The following is a 25,491-nucleotide window of genomic DNA, read 5'->3' as shown; positions in this document are numbered from 1 at the left end:
TGCCGGCCCCTCCGTTGGGGGGCAGGTCATAGGCGGTCTGGAGGTCGGCCGGGCCGAACCCGGCCGGGACGGCCGGGGCGGCGCGCAGTGTGGCGGCCGGTGTCGGCTCGATGTCGGTGCGACGCAGGGCGAAGCAGGTGAACTGGCCCGGCTTCGGGGCGTCGCAGGCGGGCCTGTAGGCGACCTGCTGTCCGGTGGAGGTGGAGGCGGTGGGAGGCGGGGCCGGGGCGGTCGAGGTCGCTGAGGCCGCAGGCGTCTGAAGGCCCAGTACTGCGAGCGCTGCGGCACCGAGCAGTGCCGCGACCCCCGTTCTGCTGCGACCTGCGGTGCGGCTGGATCTGTCTGTCATGCCCAACGCAACTCCTGTATGGGTCCGCGGCGAAGCAGCACTTTCGCGCCGTCGTGACGACGGCGCGAAAGTGCGTGCAGGTACAGGTGCGATTGCGCGACAAACACTAGGCGTCTACGTCACGTGCATGTCAACTACCTGGGAGTGAATGAAAGTTCACTTTTGAACTGCCGAATTGCGGGGTCGTCTGCCGGTCCGCCCGGTCGGGGATGTCTGCTCTTTCCTCGCGTCGCACCTGATGCCCGATCGCATGAGTCGATGCAGCCGAGTCGTCGGCCGGGGGAGTCGACGATGTGTCAGGAGTGGCCGAATGCGTGCACGCTTCCCTGCGGACGGGAATTCCATGTGTATGTGACCGGATGCGTGGATCGGGCACCGTCTGAGATGTGACGTTCCGTCTGTTTCCTTTGCCGGAAAGGGAAACACAGATGTTACGTCCAGACCTTGATCCGGGGAACGGAAAAGGGGTGAATCTCCCGGTGAGCTGCGCATCGCAGCTACGGACGCTTGGAGAACACCCTTGTTCCACCCGTTCAGACACAGACCCGCCCGTCCGGCGCGGATGGTCCTCGCCTGCGCCGCCGCGGTGAGCGTGGCGGCCATCGGGCTGCTCGGCTTCAGCGTGCCTCAGGCGCAGGCGGCTCCCGCCGCCCCTGGGCACAGCGCCGCCCCCGCGCACAGCGCCGCTCCGCAGGGGACCGCCCGGGCGAAGAGCGCCGAGGACTCCGTCGAGAGGGTCTGCGGCACACCGCAGCCCGGCCAGGCCACCTGCTTCGCCATGAGGCGTACCGGCACCGACACCCTCCGCCGGGCGGACGACGGCGGGCAGCCCGAGGGGTTCGGCGCAGCCGACATCCAGAGCGCGTACAACCTGCCGGCGGACGGCGGCGCGGGCCAGACCGTGGCCGTCGTCGACGCCTACGACGACCCCACCGCCGAGTCGGACCTGGCCGTCTACCGGGCGCAGTACGGCCTGCCCGCCTGCACCACGGACAACGGGTGCTTCCGGAAGGTCGACCAGCGTGGCGGTACCGAGTACCCCGACCCGGACACGGACTGGGCCGGTGAGATATCACTGGACCTCGACATGGTGTCGGCCGCCGCGCCGAACGCGCACATCCTGCTGATCGAGGCGGACAACCCGAGCCCCGCGAACCTGGCCGCCGCCGTCAACCAGGCCGTCGCCATGGGGGCCAAGTTCATCTCCAACTCGTACGGCATGGACGAGTCCAAGGTCGACACAGCGCTGTGGGACGCCGCCTACAACCACCCCGGTGTGGCGGTCATCGCGGCGACAGGTGACGAGAGCTACGGGGTGGAGTTCCCGGCCGCGTCGCCGTACGTCACCGCGGTCGGCGCGACGTCGCTGGTCCGCGACCCGGGCACGGCTCGCGGCTGGTCGGAGTCCGCCTGGTACGGCGCCGGTTCCGGCTGCTCCAAGACGGAGCCCAAACCTGACTTCCAGAACGACGGCGATTGCGCCGGGCGAACGGTGGCCGACGTCTCCGCGGTCGGCGACCCCGAGACCGGCCTGGCCGTCTTCCAGACGTACGGGAAGTACACCGACAGCGGCTGGGAGATCATCGGCGGCACCAGCGCCGCGACCCCGATCATCGCCGGCGTGTACGCGGTGGCGGGCACCCCGGAACCCGACACGTATCCCAACTCCTATCCGTACGTTGCCGACCGCTCCGGGCTGAACGACGTCACCTCCGGCAGCAACGGCGAGTGCCAGCCCGCCTACCTGTGCAACGGCGGTGCGGGCTACGACGGTCCGACCGGGCTGGGCACGCCCAACGGCACGGCCGCCTTCAAGAACGGCCCCTACGGACACGTCCACGGCAGGGTCCTGGACGCCACGAAGGGCACCCCGGTCGCGCTGGCGGAGGTCAGCGCGGGCGGTTCGACCACCTACACCGCAGCGGACGGCACGTTCAGCCTGACCTTGCCGGCAGGCAAGCAGAGCGTCACCGTAGGCGGCTACGGCTACGCGACCAAGACGTTCGCAGGCGTGAAGATCGCCGACAAGACGGTTCTGGAACGGGACTTCTCGATCACCGCGCTCCCGTCCGTCACCGTCTCGGGCACCGTCAAGGACGGTTCCAGCCACGGCTGGCCGCTCTACGCGCGGATCACGGTGGACGGCAAGCCCGGCGCCCCGATCTGGACGGACCCGGCGACCGGCGCCTACCGGGTGACCCTTCCCCAGCAGGGCAACTACACCCTGCGGGTGACCAGTTACTACCAGGGCTATGAATCGGCTGCCGGCACGGTCATCGTGGCGGCGGACGACGTCGAAGCCGATTTCGCTCTCGCTGCCGACCCCCGGGTCGGCACCGCGCCCGGCTACTCCGTCACCCACGACGGAAGCTTTGAGCCCTTCGACTCCACCTCGTCGGCCCCCGCCGGCTGGGCGGTGCAGAACGCCGGCGGGACCACGGGCGGGTGGGAGTTCGACGACCCCCGGTACCGCGGCAACCGCACAGGTGGCGCAGGCGGGTTCGCCATCGCCGACAGCGGCTACGGCACGATCGTGAACAGCAGCCTGGTCAGCCCGGTGTACGACCTCTCGAAGAGCGTCCACCCCGACTTCTCCTTCGACACGCAGTACATGGGCTCCTACTCGCAGGAGGCGTCGGTAGACGTCTCGGCCAACGGTGGGAAGACCTGGAAGACCCTGTGGACCCCGGACGTGATCTTCAACGACATCCCGTCGACGACGATCCGCCTCGACCTGACCGCGTACGCGGGCAAGCCCAAGGTCCAGCTGCGCTTCCACTTCGCCGGCAGCGACGCCTGGTACTGGCAGATCGACGACGTGCAGGTGGCCGACTGGAAGGCGACCCCGCTGCCCGGCGGACTGATCACCGGCCAGGTGATCGACGCCAACACCGGTGAGGGCATCACCGGTGCCGACGTCAAGGACGCGTCGGGGGCCACGGCGATCACCACCGCCACCCCCGAGGACGCTGCCCAGCCCGACGGCTTCTACTGGCTGTTCTCCGCCGCGGGCAAGGAGCAGGTCACCGCTGCCCGCAAGCCTTACCAGCCCGCCACGAAGAACGTGAAGGTGGTCGCGGACGGAACCGCCCGCGTTCAGGATCTGGCGCTGGCGGCCGGGCGGCTGTCCGTCACCGGCGGCGACATCAGCGCGTCGGTGGGCTGGGGTGGTTCCGCGACCCAGGACCTGCAGGTCACCAACACCGGTGGCGCACCCGTACACGTCTCGGTGGCCGAGCGCCCGGCAGCCGCGGCCAGGCCCACTCCCGGCAGCGGCTGGCAGCCGGTCGCCGACCTGCCCAACGTGGTCATCGACGGCATGGCGGACAGCTACCAGGGCAAGCTCTACGCCGGTCTCGGCGGGAACGGCTCGGGCGCGTCGCACAGGATGATGCGGTACGACCCGGAAGCCGGCGCCTGGTCCGACGTGGCCGGCCCCGCGGACGCCCGTTTGTACCCGGAGCACGGTTTCATCGGGGACAAGCTCTATGTCACCGGTGGAATCGACGCCTCGCACCAGCCGGACGCCAAGCTGGAGATCTACGACCCCGCCACTGACCAGTGGACGCGGGGCGCGAGCATGCCCACCCCGCTGGGTATCGCGGCCAGCACCGTCCTGGACGGCAAGCTCTACGTCATCGGAGGGTGCGACAGCGACCTGCGCTGCGCTGGGAACTCCACGGTGAGCGTCTACGATCCGTCGACCGACAGCTGGTCGCGCGCGGCCGACTACCCCGTGCCGGTCGCGGGGGGCGCCTGCGCCGGAATCGAGAACCGGATCTACTGCGCAGGCGGCTCCTCGAACCCTGCGGCGTCGGTCGGGAACTACGAGCTGTCGTCGGCCTACTCCTACGACCCGGTTGCGGACCGCTGGTCCAAGCTGCCCGACATGCCGTACCCGGTCTGGCGCGCGGCCTACACCTCCGCCGACGGCCTGCTGCTGATCAGCGGCGGCCAGGCGAACGACACGGCGAAGGACTCGGCGCTGGCCTTCGACCCGCGGACCTCCAAGTGGTCCGAGCTGCCCCGGATGGCCAAGGTCCGTACGGGTGCGGCCGGTGCGGCGGGCTTCTACGTGGTCGGCGGTATGGCCGACGGGGCGCAGCTCCAGACCGCGGAGCTGCTGGCGGGGTACAGCCAGCAGGACGGCGGGGACGTCACCTGGATGACCACCAGCACCCGGTCGCTGGTGGTCAACCCGGGTGAGACCGCGCACCTCACCGTCACGCTGGACGCCTCGGTTCCCGAGGTCGGCCAGCCGGGCACCTACACGGCCCGGCTCCAGCTGAACAGCGACACGCCCTACCCGTCGGCGGACATCCCGGTGTCCCTCACCGTGTCGCCGCCGAACAGCTGGGGCAGGATCACCGGAAAGGTGACAGCGGCGAACACCGGCCTGCCCCTGGCCGGAGCGACCGTCGAGGTCGATTCCTGGGTGGCCGACACCACCCTCACCACGGGCGCGGACGGCACCTACGAGCTGTGGCTCGACAAGCGCAACAACCCGCTCACCGTGATCGTGGCGAAGGAGGGGTACAAGCCGGTCGTCGCCACCGTGAAGGTGGTGAAGGGATCGGTGGTCGTCACGGACTTCGCCCTCAAGAAGGCGTAACCGCGACGTCCCCACACGCAGCGCCCGGCCGGCACCTCCGGCCGGGCGCTGCCGTGCGGTGCGGTCGTCCGGAGCCGGGGAAGGGCCGGACAGCCGTCAGCGAACCGTGGGAGCGGACCCGATGTCGACCACTCGCGCCCACTCGGGTGGCGAGTCCGGGACGTAAGCAGGGTCGTCCTCGTTCCACGACGAGGCTGCCCGGAGCCGCGGGAAGAGACCCACCACGGTCCGGCACGGGGGCTGGGTGTCCGGCCAGGGAGTCTGACCGTCGGTCAGGGCCACGACGACATCCGGTCGGGGCCGGGCCTGCAGCGCCCTGGCGAAGCCCGTGCGCAGATCGGTGCCCCCGCCGCCTACCAGCGGTATCCCCTCGGCGCGGCACAGCGGGTGCACGGCCTGAGCGGCCGCGTCGCAGGGGAGTACGGTGACCAGGTCGCGACGGCCGCCCACGGCGCGGGCGATCGCGGCGACCTCGAGGAGTGCGCTGCCCAGTTCGGCGTCGCTGACGGACCCGGATGTGTCGATGACCACGGACACCCGGGGCGGCCTGCGCCGCAGGCTCGGCAGCACCACGCCTGGTACCCCGGCTGAACGCCGCGACGGCCGGCCGTAGGTGTAGTCGTCACCCGCGCCGGCGCCGGAGGCTGCCGAGCGGACCGCCGCTCCCAGCAGTTCCCGCCACGGCTGCGGCGGGTGGAACGCCTCCTCCGCCCACCGCAGCCACCCCTTCGGGGTGCTGCCCGGACGGGCGGTGATGCCCTGGGCGACCCGGAACCGGACCGCGTCCCGTTCCTGGGCGCTGAGCCCGTGCGCACCGTCGGGCCCCAGGTCCCACGGCCGTTCCAGGCCGTCGGCGCCACTGCCGCAGTCCAGCCAGGCCAGGCTCTGCGTACGCGGCCCGAGCCGGAACTGGCGCAGGTAGTCCTCCATGAGCTCCCCGTCGGGCAGCCCCAACATCGCCGGTTCGACCGCTCCTTCGGGCCGGACCAGCCCGTCGCCGAACACGTCGTCGTTGATCTCGCAGTCCGCGGCGATGTTCATCCTCAGCCGGTCCGCCGGGCCGGTGAGCCCGCGCCGGCGTGCGACCCGGTCGCTGCGCCCGTGGTGGTCGCGCAGCAGGTGGGAGACCTCGTGCACCCATACGCCGGCCAGTTCCTCCACCGGGGTCCGGTCCACGAACGCGGGCGAGACGTAGCAGCGCCAGTGCCGGTCGACGGCCATGGTGGGCACCGTTCGTGACTCCACCGTGTGCAGGGCGAAGAGTGCCGTCGCCAGGTAGGGCCGGACCCTGGCGGCGTGCAGTCGGGCGGCGAAGAGTTTGTCGAGGTCCAGTGGCCTGGTCGCAGCCGGGGTCATCGGACGGCCTTGGCGGCAGCTGCGGACCGGGCCGCGGCGTCGTCCGCCCGCCGGGACAGGGCCACCGCTCCAGCGAGCCGTTCGATCGTCGCCGGAACGTCCCAGTCCTGGCGGCGCAGTGTGGCGAGTGTGGTCGCGGGGACGACCACCAGGTCCGGGGCTCCGGTCTCCATCGCCCGGACCAGAAGCGCCCACGCCGCGTCCCAGCGGGACTTGTCGGGGCGGTTGCGGACCGCGGCCACCACGCCGTCGAGCACGGCCTGGCGCAGGTCCCCTCGTTCGGGCAGGACGGCGCCCGCCGGGTCGGCGAGCAGCGTCTCGGGGTGCGGGAGGTCCATCCGGTCCAGGGCCGCCAGCAGCTCCAGACCTGGGCCGTCCCCCACTGTGCCTCTGACCAGCAGGGAGAGTGTGTCCCGGGTGGAGTCGGCGGCGGTTGCGAAGGCGATCAGGCGCAGTGCCATCTCCCAGCTCCGAGGGGAGGGCCACGCACCGCCGCGGCGGGTCTCGTTGCTGGGCAGCCGGTGGACGAGCCCGGGTCGGGCGGCGAGGAGTTCGCAGACCGCACGGCGGGCGAAGGCCACGGCCTCGGGCAGCCGCTCCGGGTCGAGCCGTGGCAGGGTCGCCCGGGGCCAGGTCCCGCCGAGGCCGCGCACCACGACCTCGTGGTCGTGGGTCCACTGCAGATGGACGAACCGGTTGGCCAGCGGCGGACTGAGTTCCCAGCCGTCGGCGGCCGAGGACCGCGGATTGGCGGCAGCGACGATCCTCACCTCCGAGGGCAACTGCAGGGCACCGATCCGCCGTTCGAGGACAAGGCGTAGCAGCGCGGCCTGGACGGCCGGTGGCGCGGTGGACAGTTCGTCCAGGAACAGCAGTCCTCGGCCGGCGCGTACCAGGCGTACGGCCCAGTCCGGCGGGGCCATCGGGACACCCTGTTCCGCGGGGTCGTCCCCGACGACGGGCAGCCCCGAGAAGTCGGACGGCTCATGCACACTGGCGATGACCGTGGTCAGCGGAAGGTCCAGGGCGGCGGCCAACTGGGTCAGCGCCGCGGTCTTGCCGATCCCGGGTTCACCCCACAGGAGCACCGGCAGGTCGGCGGCGACCGCCAGCGTCAGCGCCTCCAGTTGTGTGTCGGGGCGCGGTTCCGTGGTGGTGTCGTTCAGCAGGGCCAGCAACTCGCCGGCGACGTCGAGTTGGGAGGTGCGGGCCGGGATGAAGGAGGCATCGGCCGTGGAGACGTGGTCGCGTGTGAGCATGGTTGATCAATCACCTGTCGGTTCGTAAGCGGGCGGACGCTGGGAGCGGGTGGCAGGCCCGGGTCAGCGGGAGGCCGCGTGGCGGGGGTGTGAGCGGTGGGTGCGGGGGAGGCGAGGAGTCGGGCGGTTGCGGCCGGATCCGGGCGCTGTCAGCCCTGCCCGGTACAGGCCGTACGCGATCCGTCGCTGGGCGGCCGTCTCCAGCTCGTCCCGCAGAGCGCCGCTGGGCAGCCGTGCGTCGTGTCCCAGCAGGTCTTCGACGACGGCCAGTGCGCCGGCGGTGTCGCCGTGGACCAAGCGTTCACGGATGTCGAGGAGGCGGTCCGGACGACGGTGCGCCGCATCGATCGCCTGGAGGCAGGGGAGCGGCGTACCGGTGAGTGCTGCCAGGAGTTCCTCCCGGCGGATCTCGTCCGGGTCGTGGTCCAGCGGGGCCAGGACCCCGTCGACCAGGCCGATCCGGTGCTGGGATCCCCGGCACTCCACCAGGCGCTGTCGTCCTCGCCGCTCCGGGTCCGGAAGATCGGACGGAGCAGCCGGTGAGAAGTCCGGTACCAGTGCCGAGGCGACCAGCGGGTGCAGCTGGTCGGGCTCGATCAGTCCGGCACGCAGCAGTTCCAGATCGGGTGGCAACCAGGTCGCCGCGTCGGGCAGGACCGGCAGCGCCCGGGCGGAACGACTGCCGGGTGTCGTCGCGAGATGCCACGCGGGTGACCTCACGCTGTCCCGCTCCCCGACCAGGTTCAGGACCAGTCGGGCCCGGGGCCCGAGCCTTACGGCGACGCTGCCGCCGGACCGGCCCTCGGCATGGAGCAGGATTTCCGCCTCCGCCGCCCACCGGTGCACGGCGCAGCCATGCCCTTGCGGCAGCAGGTCCGGGGCATCCGGGTGGACCGCAGGGCAGCCCTCAGCGGGCAGTTGATCGGCCCCCGACCGGATGCGCAGCTCGCCGGTCCTGCGTGCGTCCCACAGGTGGCGGTGCAGATCGAGTCGGAACCTGTGGTGGGGACGAGGACGCGGGTGCCGGGATGCACTGGTCGTGGTGGGGGATCCGTCCCACAGCCCGAGGCTGATCCGCTGGCCGGCATCCGCCCACGCGGGCGGGGTCCGAACCACGAGCTGCACCGGGCAGTCACGGTCAGGCCCCTCGGTGTCGTACCGGGCCAGAGCGATCGTCAGCCCCGGGCGCAGCAGTCCGTCGGGAGCGATCCGCGGCATGTGCCAGCGCAACAGGTCGGGTACCAGCTGACGGAGATCGGCCCTGATCCGGGCAGTGAGTTCCTGACCGTGGGTACGCGCCACGGAACGCAGGTCGAGGTCGACGTCGACGCCTGCGGCGGCGCACGCCCCCGCCCAGTCCCCCGTACGACGACGGGTGGCCGCAGCCTCGATCATGGACGACGGCACGGCGAACCTGCGCACGCGCAGCCAGAGAGAGAGCCAGGGGTCTCCCGTCGCGTTCTGAGTGAGCATCAGCACTCACCTTGCGCGGACGGGTCCCCCAATCTGCGAACGAGTGGAGTCATCATCGCGCGGAGCATATCGCTCCTCGCCCCGATCCGTCAGACCCTTATCGACGCTCCGCGCAGGGAAGCCGACCAGGGTGGAGATCTGCGCCCTGTCGTGGGTGCGCCGTCCCGTGCCCGGCCGCCACGGCAGGGTCATCCCGCCGAGCCGCGGAGCCCCGGCCCGCCGCACGGCCGACGTCGGCGCCCTCGGCGCCGACGCGCAGTCACCGGCGCCCCGGACGATCCGCCCGTGCCGAGAAGCTGAGGCGCCGGCATCACGACCGCACTGCTCCGGCAGCCGCGCGGGCCTCGGGCAGGGATGCGGTCGACGAACGGAGGCTGCTGCGGCACTATCCGGGGCGGGGTCCGAGGACGAGGAGCACAGTGACAGCCCAGGGCGTGAAGATCAGAACGCGATGCGAGGCCTGTGGCGGTGTGCTGATACTTGACACCGGCCAGTTCATCGAACGCGGGCGCCTGCGGTGGGGAACCGAGGGGAACTGCCAGTCCTGCCCCGTGGCCTGGTGCGAGCAGGGCAGCGGCGACGTGACTCCGCAGGAGATCCGCCAGGCCCTTCTGGCAGAACACGGACCCGCCCGGCTACGGCTGACAGAGCCCGAGGCGAGTGCAGTGCCCGTCCTTCGGGCACTGCGGGATGTCCACGGGCTGTCACTGGCGCGAGCACGGGCGATGACACAGGAGTTGAAGAGCAACGGCCTCACGGGCACCCTCGTCGAGATGGAGCTCGTAGCAGCCCGACTCCGACACTATTCCGTCGAATCGGCCGTCGCGACATCGTTCAGCTGACTCACCGAGCGTCACGCCCGGCCCGGGTCCACCGGTCCGGGGCCGGCGGTCCGCAGGGCGAGCGCACAGGGGTGTCCCCCGGCGAACGGCGAGCCGTCGTCGGTCGTCACGACGCGGCGTCGCGACCTCGTGCAGGTCGTTCCTCGTCGGCACGGGCGGCCCGCCGCACCCGGCGGAGCTTGAGAGCGAACGCCACGGCGGAGGCGACGAAGAGCACGGCGGTGATGGCGAGCCACCGGCCGAGGTAGACGTCCATGGACAACCCGGTGGCACCCGGATAGGGGGTCGACAGAGCGAAGACGAGGGGGAACCAGACCAGCAGGAGCACACCGGAGAGAAAGGCGGGTACACGCAGGTAGTTGATCCACTGCGGTTGTGGCATGCGGGGGGCGCGATGCCGCAGGACGGCGTGTGCCGACAGGTCCGCGAGCGAGTACAGGGGCAGCAGGATCAGGTCGTGGAGGATCGCCGCGCCGACGAACCAGAGCGCGACCTCGACCGGGCGGACGGCGAGCAGACGCACCAGGGCGTAGCCGGTGAGGGCGAACGAGGCGATCAGGACGAGGAGGTGGAGCGGGCCGGAGCCGTACCAGCGGACGAAACGTGCCATGGTCAGGTCCTGAAAGTGAGCCGGTGTACCCACTTGGTGTTGTTCACGCCGGGGTTGGCCGGGACGATGACGCGGGCCGGGTAGCCGTGGTCGAGTGAGAGGTCGGCTCCGTTGACGCGCAGGGCGAGCAGCGAGCGGGGGTCGTGGACCTGGTTGCCCCGCAGGACCACCGAGGTGTAGGGGCCGGGTGGCTGGGCGGACTCCACCAGGACGCTGCCGGCGCGGGGCAGGCCCGCCAGGGCGGCGAGGTCGGTCAGCCGAAGGCCGCTCCACTGCTGGTCGGAGGTGGACCACCCCTCCACGCAGGCGATCGGCAGTGTGGTGCCGTGCTGCCGCATCGCGAGGAGCTGTGCGCGGGTGAGGACGAGCGCCGGACCGCGGCCGTGGATCTCCAGCCGCCAGCCCGGGCCGACGTGCGCGGCGGTGATGCCGACGGAAGCGGCCGTCTTGTTGATCTGGAAGCCGTTGGGGTCGTCGCCCGGGGTCCGGTTGTGCGGCGCGAGAAGGGCGGTGCTGCGCAGCCGGCCGCCGATGCTCTGTCCTGCGGTGACCACCAGGAGGAGCAGTGATCCGCCCCCCACCATGGCGAGCGCGCCGCGCCGGGTCATCGTCGGCGGCGCGGGCGCGGCCGGGACCAGGCCGTCGGGGTCGGGGGGCTCGGGCCGGGTGTGGGCGAGGTCGGTACGCAGTTCGGCTCGCAGGCTGCGGGAGCGCAGGGCGCGGGTCATCCGGCCGAGTCTGAGGCTCACATGGACGACGAACGCGGCGATGAACACCCAGGCGCCGTAGAAGTGCAGGGTGTAGAAGGAGCCGGGAAAGACGTAGAAGAGCTGGATGTTGAAGATGCCGGTGACGAACTCGAAGATCACCCCGCCGACCAGCATGAGCAGGGACAACCGCTCCAGTCCGTGGGCGACGGAGCGGACCGGCAACCACTCGAACAGTTTCGGGATCACCGACCACAGCTTGGCCAGCAGTACGGGCACGAGGACCACACCGAGCGTCACGTGCACGCCTTGGGTCAGCCGGTACAGCCAGGAGGGACGGGTGGGCCAGGCGAAGAGGTAGAAGCCCAGCAGGCCCTTGTCCGGGGTCTGGTCGTTGATGCGGGCGAGGTCCGGGTTGTAGGAGGCGTAGGAGAGCATCCCGGTGACGAAGAGCAGCGGGATGCCGATCAGCAGCACCAGGCCGAACACGGACGTCAGCCAGGGCCCGCGGAGGGGACTGCGCCAGAAACCGGGACGGAACGGCCCCGGAGGTGGAGTCCGTTCGGCCCGCCGTACGAGGTCCCGGACACGGGCGGCCACCTCGGTGGCCCGCGCCGTCGCGGCAGCGTGAACGCGCCGGAGGCGGCCCTGCGCGTGACCCCCGTCCGATCCCGGGTGCTGCGGTCCGCCGGAGCCCGGGGCCGGCGGCCGTCCGTCGCTGTCCATCGGCTGCCTCCGCTGTCCCCGGGTCGACTCCCGGAGGGTGGATCGAACCCGTCGCGCTGTCGACGCCCGTCAAGTCGTCAGCTACAAACTGGCACAGAACGGGCCGGCTTTCCGTGCCCGGCGTGCATGCGGGTGTCCGTCGCCAGCCGAACGGTTGAACCGGTGCTCCGCACGTCCCGACGGGGCGCACGGCGGCGGAGAGCGGTGCCGGGGCGCAGACCGGTCAGGAGATGTCGCGGACGGTGTTGCGCAGCGTCCCGAGCTTGCTGACCTCCACCTCGACCACGTCACCGTCGACGATGAACCCCGGCGGCTGCATGAAGAGCCCGACACCGCCCGGCGTGCCGGTCCCGAAGTAGCGACTGCCGGTGTCCAGCAGGGACTCACCCTTGAGCGCGTCGGCCATGAGGGGTTGGCGGCCTGCGCACAGGACTCGTGGGGCTGTTCGTCGCACCTGTGCAGGCTGGGCGCGACCGCCCGCCCGGGACCGGGGCGATGTCCGTTCATCCTGTGGGCATGCCGACCTGGTTGCGTTCGAGCTTGGAGCGCAGCTTCGAGATGACGCGGACTGCTGCAGCCGAGTCTGATGAGCCGTCGAGTGTGTCGCCGAGCAGCTCGGCGAGTGCACTGGCGAATGTCTTCTTCGCCGCGTCGACGAGCTCCGAGCCGTCGTGGGTCAGGGCCAGCAGGGAGGACCGGCGATCGGATGGATTGGGCTGCCGGACGACCCATCCCCGTCTCTCCAGACGGTCGGCACCCTTGCTGGTAGCCCCGACGCCGACGGCGAACTCGGCGGCGAGGTCCGCCACCCGTGAGCCGGGGTGGTCGCGCAGGTAGCACAGGAACTCGAACTGCGAGGTGACGATCCCGTGCCGCTCACGGAGGCGGTCGTTGAGCGCGTTGTACAGACGCGTCTCGCACCGGACCAGATCGGCGAAGAAGCCCGGGAGGCCGGCCGTCTCATCGCTCAAGTTAGTTGCCATGGCATATAGTGTACTGGAAGCTACCTGCGGCAGGAGTACACCCATGAGCAAGGAACAGCGCGCCCGGATCGACGCGATGATGCGGCAGCCGCGGCCCGAGGGCCCCCGGTCGGTCGAGGAACTGCGCGCCGGATTCAAAGCGTTGATGGCCCGGATGATCGTGCCCGACACCATCCGCACCACGCAGACGACGCTCGGCGACCGGCCCGCACTGCATGTCGTGCCGGACAGCGGGTCGCGCGCAGGGACGATCCTGTACTTCCATGGCGGCGGCTTTGTGTTCGGCTCCCCTGAGACCGCCCTGTCGCTGACGGGACACCTCGTAGCCAAGACCGGCTTCGAGTCGTACTCGCTGGACTACCGGCTTGCCCCCGAGCACCCGTTCCCCGCCGCGATCGAGGACACCCTGAGCGCCTACCGCGGCCTCCTCGACAGCGGCATGGACTCCTCGGCCATCGCGTTCGCCGGCGACTCCGCCGGCGGCGGCCTCGCCGTCACCACCTGCCTCGCCGCCCGTGACGCGGGTCTCCCGCTGCCCGCCGCCATCGTGGCGTTCTCTCCCGGCCTCGACGCCACCCGCACGGGCGAGAGCATGGACACCAAGGAGGGCATCGACCCGATCTTCACCCGTGCGGCCGTTGAACACACCGGGGCCATGTACCTCGCCGAAGCCGACCCTCGCCAACCCTTGCTCAGCCCGGCCGTCCTCGCCGACCTGACCGGCTTTCCCCCACTGCTGATCCAGGTGGGCACGAACGAGATCCTGCTGGACGACTCCACCCGTCTCGCGGCCCGTGCGAGGGCAGTCGGGGTGGACGTCATTCTGGACATCACCGCAGACGTGCCGCATGTGTTCCAGTCGTTCGCCGGCATACTGGACGAGGCGGACGAGGCACTGGACCGCGCGGCCCTCTTCCTCACCCAGCGCATGTGCGCTCGGTAGACGTCGCACACGTCAGCGGAGTAGGGGGGTCGGCCCCGGCCGCCACCGGGGTCTCCCCCTCGCGCCTTGCTCGTCCTGGTCTTCCGGGCGGTCCGCCCGGGCCGCGTTCGCCGAGGGCCTCTCGAGACTCGTGCCTCCCTCCCAGGGGTGTTCGCTCGGCTGCTCACGGAGGCGGTCCGCACCTCGTCCGGGTTGCCCGAGCGCCTGACATGTCGTCAAAACTGTTCTGGGGTACGACGGGCGGCCGGTGCGGTCGCCGTTCTCCCCCTCACCGGGGCGGGCCCAGGACGACTTGGCCGTACATGTCGGCGGCCTCGGCCATCTTGACGGGGTCCAGCTTGAAGTCTTCGGGTCGGGGCGTCCTGACATCACGCCCGGCATGGCGGAACATGCCCTCGATGCCCCCCGGGGTCGCGATCATGAGCAGATCGGCCGTGTCGGACGTGATGCGGTAGCTGTGCGGGATGTTGCGCGGCAGATAGACGATGCCGCCCTCGGTCATCTCCATCTGCTCGTCCCCGGCCCAGAGCAGGGCGCTGCCGTTGATGAGCATGAAGACCTCGTCCTCACGTGTGTGCATGTGGAACGGAGCGGCCACTCCCTTGTCGACCCGGAATCGGCCAACGGTCAACTGTCCCTCGGTGGCCTGGCTGTCCAGCAGGACGGAGAACGTACCTCCGTCGAGCCACTCCAGCGTCTGCTGCTCATCCGCTTGAGCTAGGTATGGCATGCTCATGTAAATCAATCCCTTCTTGTGGCGGGCCTCTGCGTCTGCGAAGTTAACTGTTCGAACAAGTAAATGGACTGTAGCTCTCCCGAGTCGCCTGAGGCAAGGCGTGACGGGAACTAGATGTCCGGGCAGGAATGAGTTGCGCGATAGGACCGTTGGCCCCCTCGCGTCCCGTCTCGGGTGGAGGGCTTGACGGCTGGGGGAGTGATGGCGAATGGCGCGTACGGCGCCTCAATGAGCTGTATGCACGGGCCGCACACCGCCCATGCCGACAGCCGGAGCCCAGTGGACGGGTGTGGCGGGGCGCCGAAGAGTCGCGGCAGGGGGGGTTCCGTCGGAACGGTAGATTGGCTTACTGCTCGGACAGTGAAATCCTGTAGCCTGACACTCGGAAGTCATCAGGACGCAGGTCGTCGGGTGAGGGAGGGGTCGTCGTGACCGAGGCTTTCAGTGAAAAGATTGATCGGCCAAGCACGGCTGTGAACGGCCCCGTCAGCCATGCGATCTTCCGTGTCGCGCGCCTCCATCGCATGCTCGCCGGCGCTCTGCTGCGGGAAGTGGGCCTGTATCCCGGTCAGGAGCTGGTCATGATGCAGCTCTGGGAGACGGGGGCGCAGCGTCAGGCGGATCTCGCCAAGGTTCTCGGCTCCGATGCTGCCACGATGACGCGTACGATCCAGCGCCTTGAGAAGTCCGGGTTCGTGCGGCGCAGCCCCGATCCCAGCGACAAGCGGGCCTCACTCGTCGAACCCACTGCGGCAAGCCAGGTGCTGCGGCGGCAGGTCGAGGAGGTGTGGAGCCGTCTGGAACGGCTGACGGTCGGTGATGCGGACCCCGACAGGCAGGCTCAGATCCTCGAGCAGATGCTTGCCCTGGAAAGCACCCTGCTGGCGGCTGCGGACAGCGTCCGCTCACTGGACTGATAACAGGCCCGAGAGCACGGCACGTCGTGACAGGCCCCAAGGGGGAAGCCGTTGCGCGACGAAGTACAGCACCATGACACACGCCGCGGCCAACACCGCGCGCACAGTGCTCTCAGCGGGTTCTGCATCGGCGGCTCGATGTCAACGGAACGCGTCTGCACGCTGTCGTGGGCGGCGAGGGCGAACCCCTGCTTCCAGCTGCACGGTCGGCCGCAGACCTTGCGGGCGTGGCGGGAGGTGATGGGTCCGCTCGCCCGAGCAGGGATACCGCTCGCGGACGGACCTGCCGGACGAGCCTGCCGCTTTGCGCTCCGTCCTAGCCTTCGACCCGTCGGGCCAACACCTGTCCCGGCCATGCTCCGGACAGGAAACGATCGGTGGGAGTGAAGCCGTTGCGCTTGTAGAACTCGACCAACTCGCCTCCGCCGCCCGCCCAGCAGTCGACCCGCAGCAGCTCCACTCCAGCCCGCCGGGTCTCATCTGCTGCATGGGCCAGCAGTGCCGCCCCGATGCCCAGACCGGCGTGCCGTCGGTCGGAGACCAGCAGCCGGACGTACCGCTCGGGTTGCTCGACCGGCGCGATCGGCATCTGCGGGCTGGGCCCGGAATCCATGACCAGGGCCCCGACAGGTGCCCCGTCCAGCTCCGCGATGTACGGGGCGTTCTCGGTCATGTACCGCTCGACCCGCGCCACCCCGCCGGGCTTCTGCGAATACGGTGTCGTGCCCCACTGCTCGGTGTTGCCGCGATTGTTCATCCAGAGCACCGCGCGGTCGAGCATGTCCAGCACGGCTGGTGCGTCGGCCAGGCTGCCCGGTCTGATCCGTATGCCGTCGGTAGCCTCGTTCACGGGTGGGAGCATAGGCGCTCCTCCCGTAGGCGCGGGACGGGGCCGGCCATGGGGCCTCTCACGACCAGGCCCCGAGCTCTCCCGGCCCACAATGCCCGGCACATGCCACGGCCGCGGAATGCGAATCCGCGCGGCAGGCCGAGGCGCATCCGGCCCGGCACCGTCGGCGTCGCCGGCAACGCCCACGGTGCCCGAGCCTCACCGCGCCGATGCGGCGGCGGTCAGGCTGCGATCAGCGATGTCCACGTCTCCGCGGTGCGGAAGCCGAGGCCCTCGAAGAGACCGACTGCCTCATCGGTCGTGTGCAGATAGGCCGTGTGCGCGCCGGCGGCCCACCCGTCCGCCAGGATCCTTTCGACCATGACCCGGGCGTGACCCTGTCCGCGGTGCTGCGGCGTCGTGGCGATGTTGATGACGCCGAGGTGGTCCTCGACGACGACCCCCAGGCCCGCGGCTACCGCGACCCCGTCCGCCTCGGCCAGGTAGGCGGTGATCCCCGGCGTGTCCAGAACAGCCGGTGTGTACAGGCTCGAAATGATCACCGGAGGGGCGCCGAACCCCGCGGCCAGCACCTCGGCGAACTCGTTGTACTCGTGTCCGCTGAGGGTGCGCACCCGTACCTGTCCGCCCGCCGGGGCGCGCCTGGACGCGTCCTTCAGTGGCATCACCATGAAGGGCTGTTCGGACGTGCCGGTCAGGCCGTACTCACCGGCCCTACGCGTGATCGCCTCGTCCGGGACGCCGCGCAGGCGGATGCTCCAGGGGAATCCGTCTCGGGCCGCCTCCGCGGCGGCCACGGCGGCCAGGTCCGCGATCTTCCCCGCGTCGGGTTCCCTCGCCGTGCTCATTACGACGTTCAGAGCGGGTATCTGCGAACGGGTGAGAGCGAGGAGGGTGCCCTCGGGACCGCTGTGGCCGATGGCCCCCGGAACGACGCTCACCAGCCTCTGCATCGCCGATCCGAAAGCGTGCGCGGCCGCGTCCGCCCGGAAACCGAGAGACTTGGGATCCATGTGAACTCCAGTTGCGAGGTGCTGTGACGGCGGCAGGACGCCGGAGGGGGAGAGAAGCGATCGTGACGCGAAGAGCGCGTCTGATGGGGGCAGTGCCAGCGGACGTCCGCGATCACACGGTCAGGCAGGTTAGACGTTAACCATAATCTATCGTGGTCGGCAAAACGCACGACCCCGAGACGGCGGCAAGGGTGTCGGCGCAGCGGGTCGCTCCTCGGGCATCGCCGGGGCGTGACGAGCGAACTTGCCGGAGAGTGTGGCGATGTAGCAATAATGGTTACATCCATTGATGGGAAGAGGCGCCATGACCGACCTGACCTACGACACACTTCTGGCTCGCCGTGAGGGGCTCGTCCGTGACCTCCCGCCGGGCGACAACGAAGACCTGCGGTGGGTCATGAACGCGGCGACGCTGATCCTCGGCGAGCGCGACGCCGTACTCGTCGACACCTTCACGACGATCGAGCAGAACGAAAGGCTGATCGACTGGATCAGGCAGCACGAGCGCAATCTCACGCACATCTACTGCACGCATGGACACGGCGACCACACGTACGGGATCGGGCAACTGCTGGAGGCCTTCCCCGGGGCGCAGGCCGTCGCGACCCCCGGAGCCGTTGCCGGCGCCCGCACACAGGCAACGGATGACTGGCGCGAGGGGTTCTGGGGTCGGCTCTTCCCGGGACAGATCCCGGTCGCGGTCGTCCCCGACGAGCTCGAAGGCGACCACATCCCCCTTGAAGGCCATGAGCTGAGGGCGGTCGACACCGGCCACACCGACACCGAAGGCACCAGCGTCCTGTGGGCTCCCGACGCCAAGCTCGTCGTCGCCGGAGACGTCGTCTACAACAACACCCACATGTATCTCGCGGAGTCGGACGCCGCCTCACGCGCGGAGTGGATCGCCGCACTGCGGACGATCCAGACCTTCGGCGCGGAGCGCGTCGTCGCCGCCCACAAGTCGCCCGACCGTGACGACGACCCGGTCGTCATCCAGGAGTCGATCGACTACCTCCTGGACGTCGAGGAGGCGCTCTCGGCCACGTCGAGCGCGATCGAGTTCTACCAGGCGGTGCTCGGCCGCCACCCGCGCCGTGTCAACCCCGGCTCGCTCTGGGGTGCGGCAAAGGTGTTCAAGCCGTCGGCATAGAGCCGCCGGAAGCCGGAAGCCGCGCGGGAATCCGAGGCCCGGGAGACGATGCGGGCGAACAGCCGCCTTCGATCGCAGTCCACGCCCTGCAGTGGGTCGAGTTGCGCGCGCGTATTGGACCGCCGATGATCCCCTCGGCGCCGTACCCGATGACGGCACCTGCATCGTTGTCGTCGGCAGGCAGGACCGAGAGGATCGCCTGCATGTCGATCCCTCCGAGCAGTGTGGAGACGCGGGCGACTTCCGGTGCCGAGAGGGCCGTTGGGCTGGGGCCTAAGGGCCCGATGGCATGCGGGTGCTTGTTGAGGAAGCTCAGATCGATCTCGGTGTCGCCCTCGGTCGCGCGCCTGAGCGCCTGCAGGCGGACAGCGTCCAGCCGCGCCAGTGCGCAGACGCGCTCCAGCATGGCCGGTGCCCAGTCCAGATCCAGCCAGTCGACAGACGGCGGCTCCCAGTGTGGGTCTCCCTCCGATGATTCGTCGGCTGACTGGCGGCAGGCGGCTAGGTACTCCGCCGAGACGCGGGCAAGCTGCTGGGTGACGGCCATGACGGCAGTATCCCGGGGCCGGCCATCGGTTTTGCCACTGCCTCATCGCGGCTCCCCGGTCTTGTCGGTCGGGCTCTTGGGGCGCCTGTTCGGCCTGTAGCTGGGCCGTTCATGACGACTTGGCGGCTGGTGTTGATCGGCCGGTCAGGCAGGGACTTGGTGACGACAGGGTTGGGGAAGGGCGGATTCCAGTCGCTGGGTGCCTGGTTGTCCGGCAGCGGGCCGCCCCCGTTCCTCAGTCCGTAAAGGGGCAGCTCACGCTAAACGGGGAAGGTGAAGAGGCGGTACTGCGAAACCTCGACGAAGCCGAATCGCCGGTACAGCGGCTCGCCGGCCGGGCTCGCGGCGAGTGCTGCCAGCCGCATTCCACGGTCCTGTCCCACGCGGAGCGCCGCCGCGGTCAACGCTGTGCCGATGCCGAGTCGGCGATGCGTCTCGGCCACGTGGACGATGAAGATCCCGGCCACGTCGTGGGCTGTGATCACCACGGTCGTCCCGACGACACGGTCGTCGAGAACCGCCGCCAGGCGGACGATGTCCGCGTTGTCCCGACGTTGTGACTCGATGCGCACGATGTCGGACTCGAGGCCCGCAGCGACGCCCATCGAGGCGCTGTAGGTGCGGACCAGTTCCCGCAGACGGTGGTCACCGCTCACCGCTTCGATCCTCAGACCGGGCGATGATTCCAGCGGATCCACCGCCTGGTCGAGAGGCCTGACCATCACAGGGATCGTGGTGAGTTCCGTGGCTCCCTGCTCGGCGAGGGCCGACGACGTGCCCGCGGGGCTGTCCGGGCCCACCCACCACCACCAGGGCACTCCGGCGAGCCGCTGCCGCGCGGTGGCAGTGATCTGCTCGACCTGCTCCAAGGAGCGTACCCTCACCACTCCGTTGAACTGCGGCTGCGCCAGCCCACTGCGGAACCAGTCGATGTCACTGTCACCGGCGTCCGCCACGCCCCATCCGGTCAGGTACTGCCGGAAGTTCGCGGTGACGTCGGCCGTGGTGCCGGGATGCCACAGGTCGTACGGTGCGCGCCTGTCCGGCAACGTGCCCGCCACAGACGGTTCGCCGGCTTCGCTTGATACGTTGGTCATGGGTGTCACCTCTGTGTGCAAGCCTCGGACCTGGGGCGGTCCGAAGGTGTCTCGCGGCTTGTCCGGCCGCCTTCACACACACGTTGTTCCGACCGTGTGATGCGGCCGTTGGGTCCTTGTCTCCGCGCACGGACGTTGCCTGCGGCCGTCGACGGCGCCGGCTGTCGGGGTCTCAGGACGCCACCACGATGCGGAAGTCCGAGACGGGGCGGTATCCGATGCGCTGGTAGACGCTGTTGCTTGTGGGGTTGGCGAGGTCGGTGAAGAGGAGCACGTGCTCCGCACCGGCGTCATGCGCCGCCTGGGAGACGGCTGCGGTGACGGCGGAGCCGTAGCCCCGGCCGCGTTGTTCCGGCAGCGTGTAGACGGGGGTGAGGCGAGCAGTGCCGGCCACCACCGACGTCATGGCGGCCATGGCGACCGGTTCGTCCTCCACCGTCCACAACCGCCAGCCGCCCCGGGTCAGCCGTTCGTCGATGAACGCGTCCAGATCGGCCCCGAGCGAGCCGGCTTCGGTGACGAAACGGGCGCACCAGTCGTGGAGCAGAGCCCGGTCGTTGCCGGTGGCCGTCCGCGGTGCCCCTGGTGGAGCGAGGGCGGGGCGCACCAGCCCGTCAAGCCGATGGAGGCGCAGATGCGGTCCGCTCTTGGGCCGGGAGCCGGTGGTCGTCCGCCACGCGTCGGAGAAGGCGCCGGCCGATGCGTCGTCGGCCACGAGCTGTGTGAACGGCTGGGTCCGGTCGGACAGGAGGTTGGCCAGGTGGGTGGTCGCGTCCTGGGAAAGGCGGCTGGCTGCCAGCAGGTGCGGCGGCATCCACACGAACGCGGCCGTTGTCGCCGTCTCATCGGGTTCCCGCCACCAGCCCAGGACTGTGGGCGGGGCTTTGCCTTCGGCCCGCAGTCGTTCGATCGTGTCGAGCCCGGAGAGCAGCATGGTGTGCCAGTCGGGCCGGGTGGCGAGAAATGTCCCCGCCTCGGATCGAAACACGTCGGGCTTGTCCGTGGTGAACCAGGTCACGGGCTTCTGTCTCCTGCTCGCCAGGGGCGCGGTCGGAATGCACCACGCCGCGGCGGTGGTTGGGGCCCCAGCCGCAGCACATGTGGCTGGACGGGCCTGTTCGGGGCGGCCGGCTTCGGCTTCGGACGAAACTTGGGGGCGCACCGGCCGGGTCGGGTCAAGGTGAGTTCGTGAGTGCCGGGCTCAGCCGGGGAGCGGCAGGGAAGGGTGCATGCGAACCCGTCGGCTCCACGAGGGTTGCGGATGCCCAGGGTCGCGCCGTACCCCGGGCACCAGCGACGGCGACGGCATTGCATTCCAACTTCATGGGCCAGGTGCTGCGCTGAACATGGACGTGTGGCCCATCATGTAGGCGCCGACGCACAGTGTCCAGGTGATAGATGTCATAGAGCATCTATCGAGGCCGGATCGCCCTGCCGCGCGAGGCGGGGGTAGTCGACCTGTCGGCGGCATGCCCAGTGCGGGGCGCAGGTTGTGCACCGGTCGGCCTCTGTGATTACGTACATAATCTAAGGGGTGTGTGACCAGCGCGCCCATCTGCAGGAGGGGCGGCATGAGTACCTACTGATCAACCGTTCCCCGCCGTCCCCCACGGGCCCCGGAGAGGGCAGACGGGCCGCCCGTGATCGGTCAGGTCCGCGGCACAGGGAAGTCCGGCCGCGCTGACCGCGCTCACGCAGCGCCGCCCTCAGTACGCGATGCAGTCGTCAGCGGGCTGACGATCGTTGAGGAAACAGCCGTCAGCCGCGTACACCGCAGGTCCCGACGGCCGACGACGCCCCAGCAGCTGGCGCATGTGCTTCGCCGGAGTGACCCGCGCGGCACACCCTCAACCGTGCCGGCGCTGACGCCCCGGTCGGTGCGCCCGCCACCGCACCCCCTTGTGTTCCCGGCCGCATGACGCCGGTTTTCTCGGCACGGTGGCCGCCAACCGGCCCCTGCCAGGCCGCACACCGCGAGCAGACCACCGGCCTGAGCGGCACCACCACCACTGAACTCCGACGCAACAAGCGCCCCGCACCCCCGAACGAAGGCCTGATACATGAACCCCAGCGCACACATCGGCGTCACCGGCCTCGCAGTCATGGGCCGCAACCTCGCCCGCAACCTGGCCCGGCACGGCTACACCGTGGCCGTCCACAACCGCACTCCCGCCCGTACCACGTCCCTGCTCGCCGAGTTCGGTCACGAGGGCACCTTCGTCGCGGCGGACTCTGCGAAGGCGATGGTCGCCGCGCTGCAGCGGCCGCGGCGTCTGATCGTCATGGTGCAGGCCGGCCGGCCCACCGACGACGTGATCGCCGAGTACGCGCCGCTGCTCGATCCCGGAGATGTCGTCGTCGACGGCGGCAACGCCCATTTCGCCGACACCCGGCGCCGTGAAGCCGCCCTGCGTGAGCGCGGCATCCACTTCCTGGGTACCGGTATCTCCGGCGGCGAGGAAGGCGCCCTGAACGGACCCAGCATCATGCCCGGCGGCTCCCCGGAGGCCTACCGGCTGCTGGCGCCCGCCCTGACCGACATCGCCGGCATCACCCCCGACGGCACCCCGGCCGTGGCTCATCTCGGTGCCGACGGCGCAGGCCACTTCGTCAAGATGGTCCACAACGGCATCGAGTACGCCGACATGCAGCTCATCGCCGAGGCCTACCACCTGCTGCGGCACGCCACCGGATGGGAGCCGGCACGGATCGCCGAGGTCTTCCGCCAGTGGAACACCGGCCGTCTGAACTCCTACCTCGTCGAGGTCACCGCCGAGGTCCTCGCCCATCACGACGCCGACACCGGCCTGCCCTTCGTCGACGTCATCGCCGACGCCGCCGAGCAGAAGGGCACCGGGCGCTGGACCGTGCAGACCGCCCTTGACCTCGGGGTCCCCGTGTCCGGTATCGCCGAGGCTGTCTTCGCCCGCTCCCTGTCCGGTCACAGCGCTCTGCGCGCCGCCGGCACCGCCCTGCCGGGTCCCGCTCCCACCATCCTCGACGAGCGGGACGCGGCCCGCTTGACCGAGCAGGTCGAACAGGCTCTGTACGCCTCGAAGGTGATCTCCTACGCCCAGGGTCTCCACCAGATCCAGGCCGCCGGCGACGCCTACGGCTGGAACGTGGACCTCGCGGCCGTCGCCGGGGTGTGGCGCGCCGGGTGCATCATCCGCGCCGCGTTCCTTGACCGCGTCCGCGACGCCTACACCGCCGGCCCCGGCCTGCCCAGCCTGCTGGCCGACCCGGGTTTCGCGCACGAGGTGGGCGACGCCCAACTGCCCTGGCGCCTGGTGGTATCCCGCGCCACTCGCGACGGCGTCCCCGTACCCGCCTTCGCGGCCGCACTCGCTCACTACGACACCCTGCGCACGCCGCGCCTGCCCGCCGCCCTCACCCAGGCCCAGCGCGACTACTTCGGTGCCCACACCTACCGCCGCACCGACCGCCCCGGCAGCTACCACATTCGCTGGGACACCGACCGCACCGAGGAAGCCGCGCTCTGACGCCGGTCCGCCGGCCCAGCCCGGGGTCGCAGGAGCAGAGGCATGTGACTGTCAGATCGAAGGCGGCCATGTCCACACAGAGGGCCGGGACGGCGCTCGTCACCGGCGCGACCGCGGGTCTGGGCGCCGCCTACGCCGAGGAACTCGCGGCGCGGGGGCACAGCCTGCTGCTCGTGGCTCGTGACCAGGCGCGGCTGGCGTCCGCCGCAGCCGAACTCGCGGAGCGTTGCGGCGTCGAGGTCTCGGTGCTGAGCGCCGACCTGGCCACGCCGTGGGGCGTACGGAGCGTCGAGGACGTCTGGCGGCCGACCCCTCGATCGACATGCTGGTGAACAACGCCGGCAGCGCCGTTTTCGGCCCCTGTCCGAGGTGGACCCGGACCGGCTGGAGTGGCTGATCACCCTCAACCTGAGGTCGTCATGACACCCCGCGACGCCGCGCGGGCGGGGCTCGCCGGTCTCGACGCCGGTGAGCTGGGCACGCTTCCCTCGCTGCCGGAGTGCGCCCAGTGGGAGGAGTACGAGAACGCCCGCCAGGAACTCATCCTGGGCCTGTCCCTCGCACACTCCGCCGAACGCTGTGCCAGCTGCTGAGACCGGGGCCGAGCAGCCGGGGGCCGCGCGCCCCCGGCTCCGGTGCCCTGCGCCGGTGAGGGGGGCCCGGCGCGTCAGCCCGGCTGCCTGCCGTGCAGCCCCTCGGCGACGGGCTTCTTCTGCTTCCGTTCTCCACGCGGTGGGGACGCGGTGGTCGGCACACCGGCTGGCGCCGTGCCCCACGACGCCGGGCCCCGTGGTCGAAGACCGTCAGCTCCGGAAGGCGATGGCGTAGCCCCAGGGCGGCACGACGCTGAGGTGTACGCCTCAGCCGGTCTCCGCCTGACCGCTCTCGGCAGCCCTCGCCACCGCCGCATGCGCGGCCTGCAGGATCTGCTCGGACAAGGGTGCGCCCGCGGTCGCACGGGCCAGCAGGATGCCGCCGACGAGGGTGGCGTAGGCCGCCAGGCCGACCTTGCCAGGCGCGATCCACCCCGCGCGCCCCTGGACGCCCCTGGCGAATGTCTCCCGGTACTCGGGCTCACGTGCCACGTCGCCCGCGAAACCGGCGGCGGGACAACCGGTGCCGGGGTTGTCGCGGTGCTCGACGGAGACACAGGACTCGAACAGTGACTGCCACGCCGCCTGGTGCCCCCGGTGTCACGGTCCACCAGAGCCACGAGGTCCCACAAGTTGTCGGAGAAGGCCTTGGCGGCCGCTTCGTCGACGAGAGCGGCTTGGGTGGCGAACTGCTTGGAGAAGCCGCCCTGAGTGAGTCCGATCGATGTGATCACCTCCGTAATGCCGGCCGGCCGCTGCCGCATCGCGAGTCGTCATCACCACCAGCCGATCGACGCTCTCCTTCCAAGAATTGCGCCTGCTGTCCACGGCTTGCCGCAGCCCCTGCCGGCCGGCGCTCGCGGCCGACCCGTCGCACCAGCGAATGCGCGCAAAAACGTCCACGCCCCTGAGGCCATGGACGACGCCCCGGGCGTGTAAGATGGCGGGCAGAATCTAATACCGCCGCCCGGATCGACCGAGGTCGGCATCCATCTGCTCGCGAGCCGACGTGGGGCCCCTCGGCACATCGCCCGTGACGCCGTAGCACCCTGGACGGCGCGGTCGGGCAGTGGGCCCGCGAAAGTGCCATCGGACAGACACCGATCCCCGAGCCTCAGAGGCGAGTGGCGACTGTCACCGAGCGGCCGCGGGACGGTCCGGCCGGCCCGCCGCCGATTCCCTTTCCCGTCCGGGCAGCACTGCCGAGACGGCCCGGCGGGTCGCA

The 25,491-nt window shown here is 70.4% G+C and carries 22 protein-coding genes and 1 pseudogene; 8 read left to right on the top strand and 15 right to left on the bottom strand.

What is annotated here, in order from left to right; all coding sequences use genetic code 11:
* Positions 1-349: pseudogene (locus AOK09_RS09795) on the bottom strand (peptidase S8); the annotation flags it as partial.
* A 520-nt stretch (positions 350-869) separates the two neighbouring features.
* Here AOK09_RS09795 and AOK09_RS09790 point away from each other — a divergent pair.
* Entirely contained in the window at positions 870-4,961 is a 4,092-nt protein-coding gene (locus AOK09_RS09790; RefSeq protein WP_245687203.1) for a Kelch repeat-containing protein, read from the top strand.
* 96 nt (positions 4,962-5,057) lie between these two features.
* Here the strand turns inward: AOK09_RS09790 and AOK09_RS09785 are convergent, their stop codons facing one another.
* The 3 genes from AOK09_RS09785 to AOK09_RS09775 all read right to left on the bottom strand — a co-directional run bounded on the left by AOK09_RS09785 (position 5,058) and on the right by AOK09_RS09775 (position 9,049).
* Entirely contained in the window at positions 5,058-6,317 is a 1,260-nt protein-coding gene (locus AOK09_RS09785; RefSeq protein WP_055586726.1) for a vWA domain-containing protein, read from the bottom strand.
* Positions 6,314-7,576: an AAA family ATPase gene (locus AOK09_RS09780; protein ID WP_055586725.1), complete on the bottom strand. Its 1,263-nt coding sequence runs from the start codon at positions 7,574-7,576 to the stop codon at positions 6,314-6,316. The genes AOK09_RS09785 and AOK09_RS09780 overlap by 4 nt, the downstream gene beginning before the upstream one ends.
* Before the next feature lie 63 nt (positions 7,577-7,639).
* Positions 7,640-9,049, bottom strand: a complete 1,410-nt coding sequence (locus AOK09_RS09775) for a hypothetical protein (protein WP_055586724.1) — start codon at positions 9,047-9,049, stop codon at positions 7,640-7,642.
* A 434-nt stretch (positions 9,050-9,483) separates the two neighbouring features.
* On the opposite strand from AOK09_RS09775, the gene AOK09_RS09770 reads away from it, so the two are divergent.
* Positions 9,484-9,891 (top strand): hypothetical protein, encoded by a 408-nt coding sequence (locus AOK09_RS09770; RefSeq protein ID WP_245687202.1) that lies wholly within the window; start codon positions 9,484-9,486, stop codon positions 9,889-9,891.
* A gap of 106 nt (positions 9,892-9,997) precedes the next feature.
* On the opposite strand, the gene AOK09_RS09765 is transcribed toward AOK09_RS09770, so the two are convergent.
* The 4 genes from AOK09_RS09765 to AOK09_RS09750 form a co-directional block, all read right to left on the bottom strand.
* Positions 9,998-10,501 (bottom strand): hypothetical protein, encoded by a 504-nt coding sequence (locus AOK09_RS09765; protein WP_055586723.1) that lies wholly within the window; start codon positions 10,499-10,501, stop codon positions 9,998-10,000.
* A gap of 2 nt (positions 10,502-10,503) precedes the next feature.
* Complete coding sequence (locus AOK09_RS09760) at positions 10,504-11,697, bottom strand: molybdopterin-dependent oxidoreductase (protein WP_107101291.1); 1,194 nt, start codon at positions 11,695-11,697, stop codon at positions 10,504-10,506.
* A gap of 460 nt (positions 11,698-12,157) precedes the next feature.
* Positions 12,158-12,340: a fumarylacetoacetate hydrolase family protein gene (locus tag AOK09_RS09755; protein WP_055586722.1), complete on the bottom strand. Its 183-nt coding sequence runs from the start codon at positions 12,338-12,340 to the stop codon at positions 12,158-12,160.
* Between the two features lie 97 nt (positions 12,341-12,437).
* The gene (locus AOK09_RS09750) at positions 12,438-12,917 is read right to left on the bottom strand and encodes a MarR family winged helix-turn-helix transcriptional regulator (protein WP_055586721.1); all 480 of its coding nucleotides are present in this window, start codon (positions 12,915-12,917) and stop codon (positions 12,438-12,440) included.
* Between the two features lie 43 nt (positions 12,918-12,960).
* On the opposite strand from AOK09_RS09750, the gene AOK09_RS09745 reads away from it, so the two are divergent.
* Positions 12,961-13,860 (top strand): alpha/beta hydrolase, encoded by a 900-nt coding sequence (locus AOK09_RS09745; RefSeq protein ID WP_055586720.1) that lies wholly within the window; start codon positions 12,961-12,963, stop codon positions 13,858-13,860.
* Positions 13,861-14,128: 268 nt separating this feature from the next.
* On the opposite strand, the gene AOK09_RS09740 is transcribed toward AOK09_RS09745, so the two are convergent.
* Complete coding sequence (locus tag AOK09_RS09740; protein ID WP_055586719.1) at positions 14,129-14,596, bottom strand: cupin domain-containing protein; 468 nt, start codon at positions 14,594-14,596, stop codon at positions 14,129-14,131.
* Positions 14,597-15,024: 428 nt separating this feature from the next.
* Between AOK09_RS09740 and AOK09_RS09735 the strand changes: the two genes are divergently transcribed.
* Positions 15,025-15,513, top strand: a complete 489-nt coding sequence (locus AOK09_RS09735) for a MarR family winged helix-turn-helix transcriptional regulator (RefSeq protein WP_055586718.1) — start codon at positions 15,025-15,027, stop codon at positions 15,511-15,513.
* Between the two features lie 316 nt (positions 15,514-15,829).
* On the opposite strand, the gene AOK09_RS09730 is transcribed toward AOK09_RS09735, so the two are convergent.
* The gene (locus AOK09_RS09730; RefSeq protein WP_407675382.1) at positions 15,830-16,294 is read right to left on the bottom strand and encodes a GNAT family N-acetyltransferase; all 465 of its coding nucleotides are present in this window, start codon (positions 16,292-16,294) and stop codon (positions 15,830-15,832) included.
* Between the two features lie 290 nt (positions 16,295-16,584).
* Positions 16,585-17,376 carry a GNAT family N-acetyltransferase gene (locus AOK09_RS09725; RefSeq protein WP_055586717.1) on the bottom strand — a complete coding sequence of 264 codons (792 nt, stop codon included), beginning with the start codon at positions 17,374-17,376 and terminating at the stop codon, positions 16,585-16,587.
* A 304-nt stretch (positions 17,377-17,680) separates the two neighbouring features.
* On the opposite strand from AOK09_RS09725, the gene AOK09_RS09720 reads away from it, so the two are divergent.
* Positions 17,681-18,526: an MBL fold metallo-hydrolase gene (locus tag AOK09_RS09720; RefSeq protein ID WP_055586716.1), complete on the top strand. Its 846-nt coding sequence runs from the start codon at positions 17,681-17,683 to the stop codon at positions 18,524-18,526.
* Here the strand turns inward: AOK09_RS09720 and AOK09_RS09715 are convergent.
* The 3 genes from AOK09_RS09715 to AOK09_RS09705 all read right to left on the bottom strand — a co-directional run bounded on the left by AOK09_RS09715 (position 18,510) and on the right by AOK09_RS09705 (position 21,188).
* Entirely contained in the window at positions 18,510-19,073 is a 564-nt protein-coding gene (locus AOK09_RS09715) for a hypothetical protein (RefSeq protein ID WP_055586715.1), read from the bottom strand. The genes AOK09_RS09720 and AOK09_RS09715 overlap by 17 nt on opposite strands.
* 260 nt (positions 19,074-19,333) lie before the next feature.
* Positions 19,334-20,170, bottom strand: a complete 837-nt coding sequence (locus tag AOK09_RS09710) for a GNAT family N-acetyltransferase (RefSeq protein WP_079062894.1) — start codon at positions 20,168-20,170, stop codon at positions 19,334-19,336.
* A 172-nt stretch (positions 20,171-20,342) separates the two neighbouring features.
* The gene (locus tag AOK09_RS09705; RefSeq protein ID WP_055586714.1) at positions 20,343-21,188 is read right to left on the bottom strand and encodes a GNAT family N-acetyltransferase; all 846 of its coding nucleotides are present in this window, start codon (positions 21,186-21,188) and stop codon (positions 20,343-20,345) included.
* A gap of 1,042 nt (positions 21,189-22,230) precedes the next feature.
* Between AOK09_RS09705 and gndA the strand changes: the two genes are divergently transcribed.
* The 3 genes from gndA to AOK09_RS40770 all read left to right on the top strand — a co-directional run bounded on the left by gndA (position 22,231) and on the right by AOK09_RS40770 (position 24,266).
* Positions 22,231-23,673, top strand: coding sequence for an NADP-dependent phosphogluconate dehydrogenase (gene gndA / locus AOK09_RS09700; RefSeq protein WP_055586713.1), 1,443 nt, complete (start codon positions 22,231-22,233; stop codon positions 23,671-23,673).
* Between the two features lie 68 nt (positions 23,674-23,741).
* Complete coding sequence (locus AOK09_RS09695; RefSeq protein ID WP_245687201.1) at positions 23,742-24,005, top strand: SDR family NAD(P)-dependent oxidoreductase; 264 nt, start codon at positions 23,742-23,744, stop codon at positions 24,003-24,005.
* 87 nt (positions 24,006-24,092) lie between these two features.
* Positions 24,093-24,266 (top strand): hypothetical protein, encoded by a 174-nt coding sequence (locus tag AOK09_RS40770; RefSeq protein ID WP_169797013.1) that lies wholly within the window; start codon positions 24,093-24,095, stop codon positions 24,264-24,266.
* A 267-nt stretch (positions 24,267-24,533) separates the two neighbouring features.
* Here AOK09_RS40770 and AOK09_RS41275 read toward each other — a convergent pair whose 3' ends face one another.
* A complete protein-coding gene (locus tag AOK09_RS41275) occupies positions 24,534-24,758 on the bottom strand; it encodes a hypothetical protein (RefSeq protein ID WP_055586711.1) in 225 nt (74 codons plus the stop codon).
* Positions 24,759-25,491: the final 733 nt, after the last annotated feature.

This window comes from Peterkaempfera griseoplana (assembly GCF_001418575.1).
Taxonomy (GTDB): domain Bacteria; phylum Actinomycetota; class Actinomycetes; order Streptomycetales; family Streptomycetaceae; genus Peterkaempfera; species Peterkaempfera griseoplana.
The sequence above is the reverse complement of the archived record's forward strand: the minus strand, read 5'-3'. Positions and strand labels throughout refer to the sequence as shown.

Bases quoted from the DNA above. Each gene is read 5' to 3' on its own strand.
- AOK09_RS09730 (WP_407675382.1), bottom strand. From the start codon at position 16,294: ATGCTCGACCGCGCGGTGCTCTGGATGAACAATCGCGGCAACACCGAG.
- AOK09_RS09740 (WP_055586719.1), bottom strand. From the start codon at position 14,596: ATGAGCATGCCATACCTAGCTCAAGCGGATGAGCAGCAGACGCTGGAG.
- AOK09_RS09765 (WP_055586723.1), bottom strand. From the start codon at position 10,501: ATGGCACGTTTCGTCCGCTGGTACGGCTCCGGCCCGCTCCACCTCCTC.
- AOK09_RS09715 (WP_055586715.1), bottom strand. From the start codon at position 19,073: ATGGCCGTCACCCAGCAGCTTGCCCGCGTCTCGGCGGAGTACCTAGCC.
- AOK09_RS09710 (WP_079062894.1), bottom strand. From the start codon at position 20,170: ATGACCAACGTATCAAGCGAAGCCGGCGAACCGTCTGTGGCGGGCACG.
- AOK09_RS09755 (WP_055586722.1), bottom strand. From the start codon at position 12,340: ATGGCCGACGCGCTCAAGGGTGAGTCCCTGCTGGACACCGGCAGTCGC.
- AOK09_RS09725 (WP_055586717.1), bottom strand. From the start codon at position 17,376: ATGGATCCCAAGTCTCTCGGTTTCCGGGCGGACGCGGCCGCGCACGCT.
- AOK09_RS09745 (WP_055586720.1), top strand. From the start codon at position 12,961: ATGAGCAAGGAACAGCGCGCCCGGATCGACGCGATGATGCGGCAGCCG.
- AOK09_RS09780 (WP_055586725.1), bottom strand. From the start codon at position 7,576: ATGCTCACACGCGACCACGTCTCCACGGCCGATGCCTCCTTCATCCCG.
- AOK09_RS09775 (WP_055586724.1), bottom strand. From the start codon at position 9,049: ATGCTCACTCAGAACGCGACGGGAGACCCCTGGCTCTCTCTCTGGCTG.
- AOK09_RS09720 (WP_055586716.1), top strand. From the start codon at position 17,681: ATGACCGACCTGACCTACGACACACTTCTGGCTCGCCGTGAGGGGCTC.
- gndA (WP_055586713.1), top strand. From the start codon at position 22,231: ATGAACCCCAGCGCACACATCGGCGTCACCGGCCTCGCAGTCATGGGC.
- AOK09_RS09785 (WP_055586726.1), bottom strand. From the start codon at position 6,317: ATGACCCCGGCTGCGACCAGGCCACTGGACCTCGACAAACTCTTCGCC.
- AOK09_RS09750 (WP_055586721.1), bottom strand. From the start codon at position 12,917: ATGGCAACTAACTTGAGCGATGAGACGGCCGGCCTCCCGGGCTTCTTC.
- AOK09_RS40770 (WP_169797013.1), top strand. From the start codon at position 24,093: ATGACACCCCGCGACGCCGCGCGGGCGGGGCTCGCCGGTCTCGACGCC.
- AOK09_RS09695 (WP_245687201.1), top strand. From the start codon at position 23,742: ATGTCCACACAGAGGGCCGGGACGGCGCTCGTCACCGGCGCGACCGCG.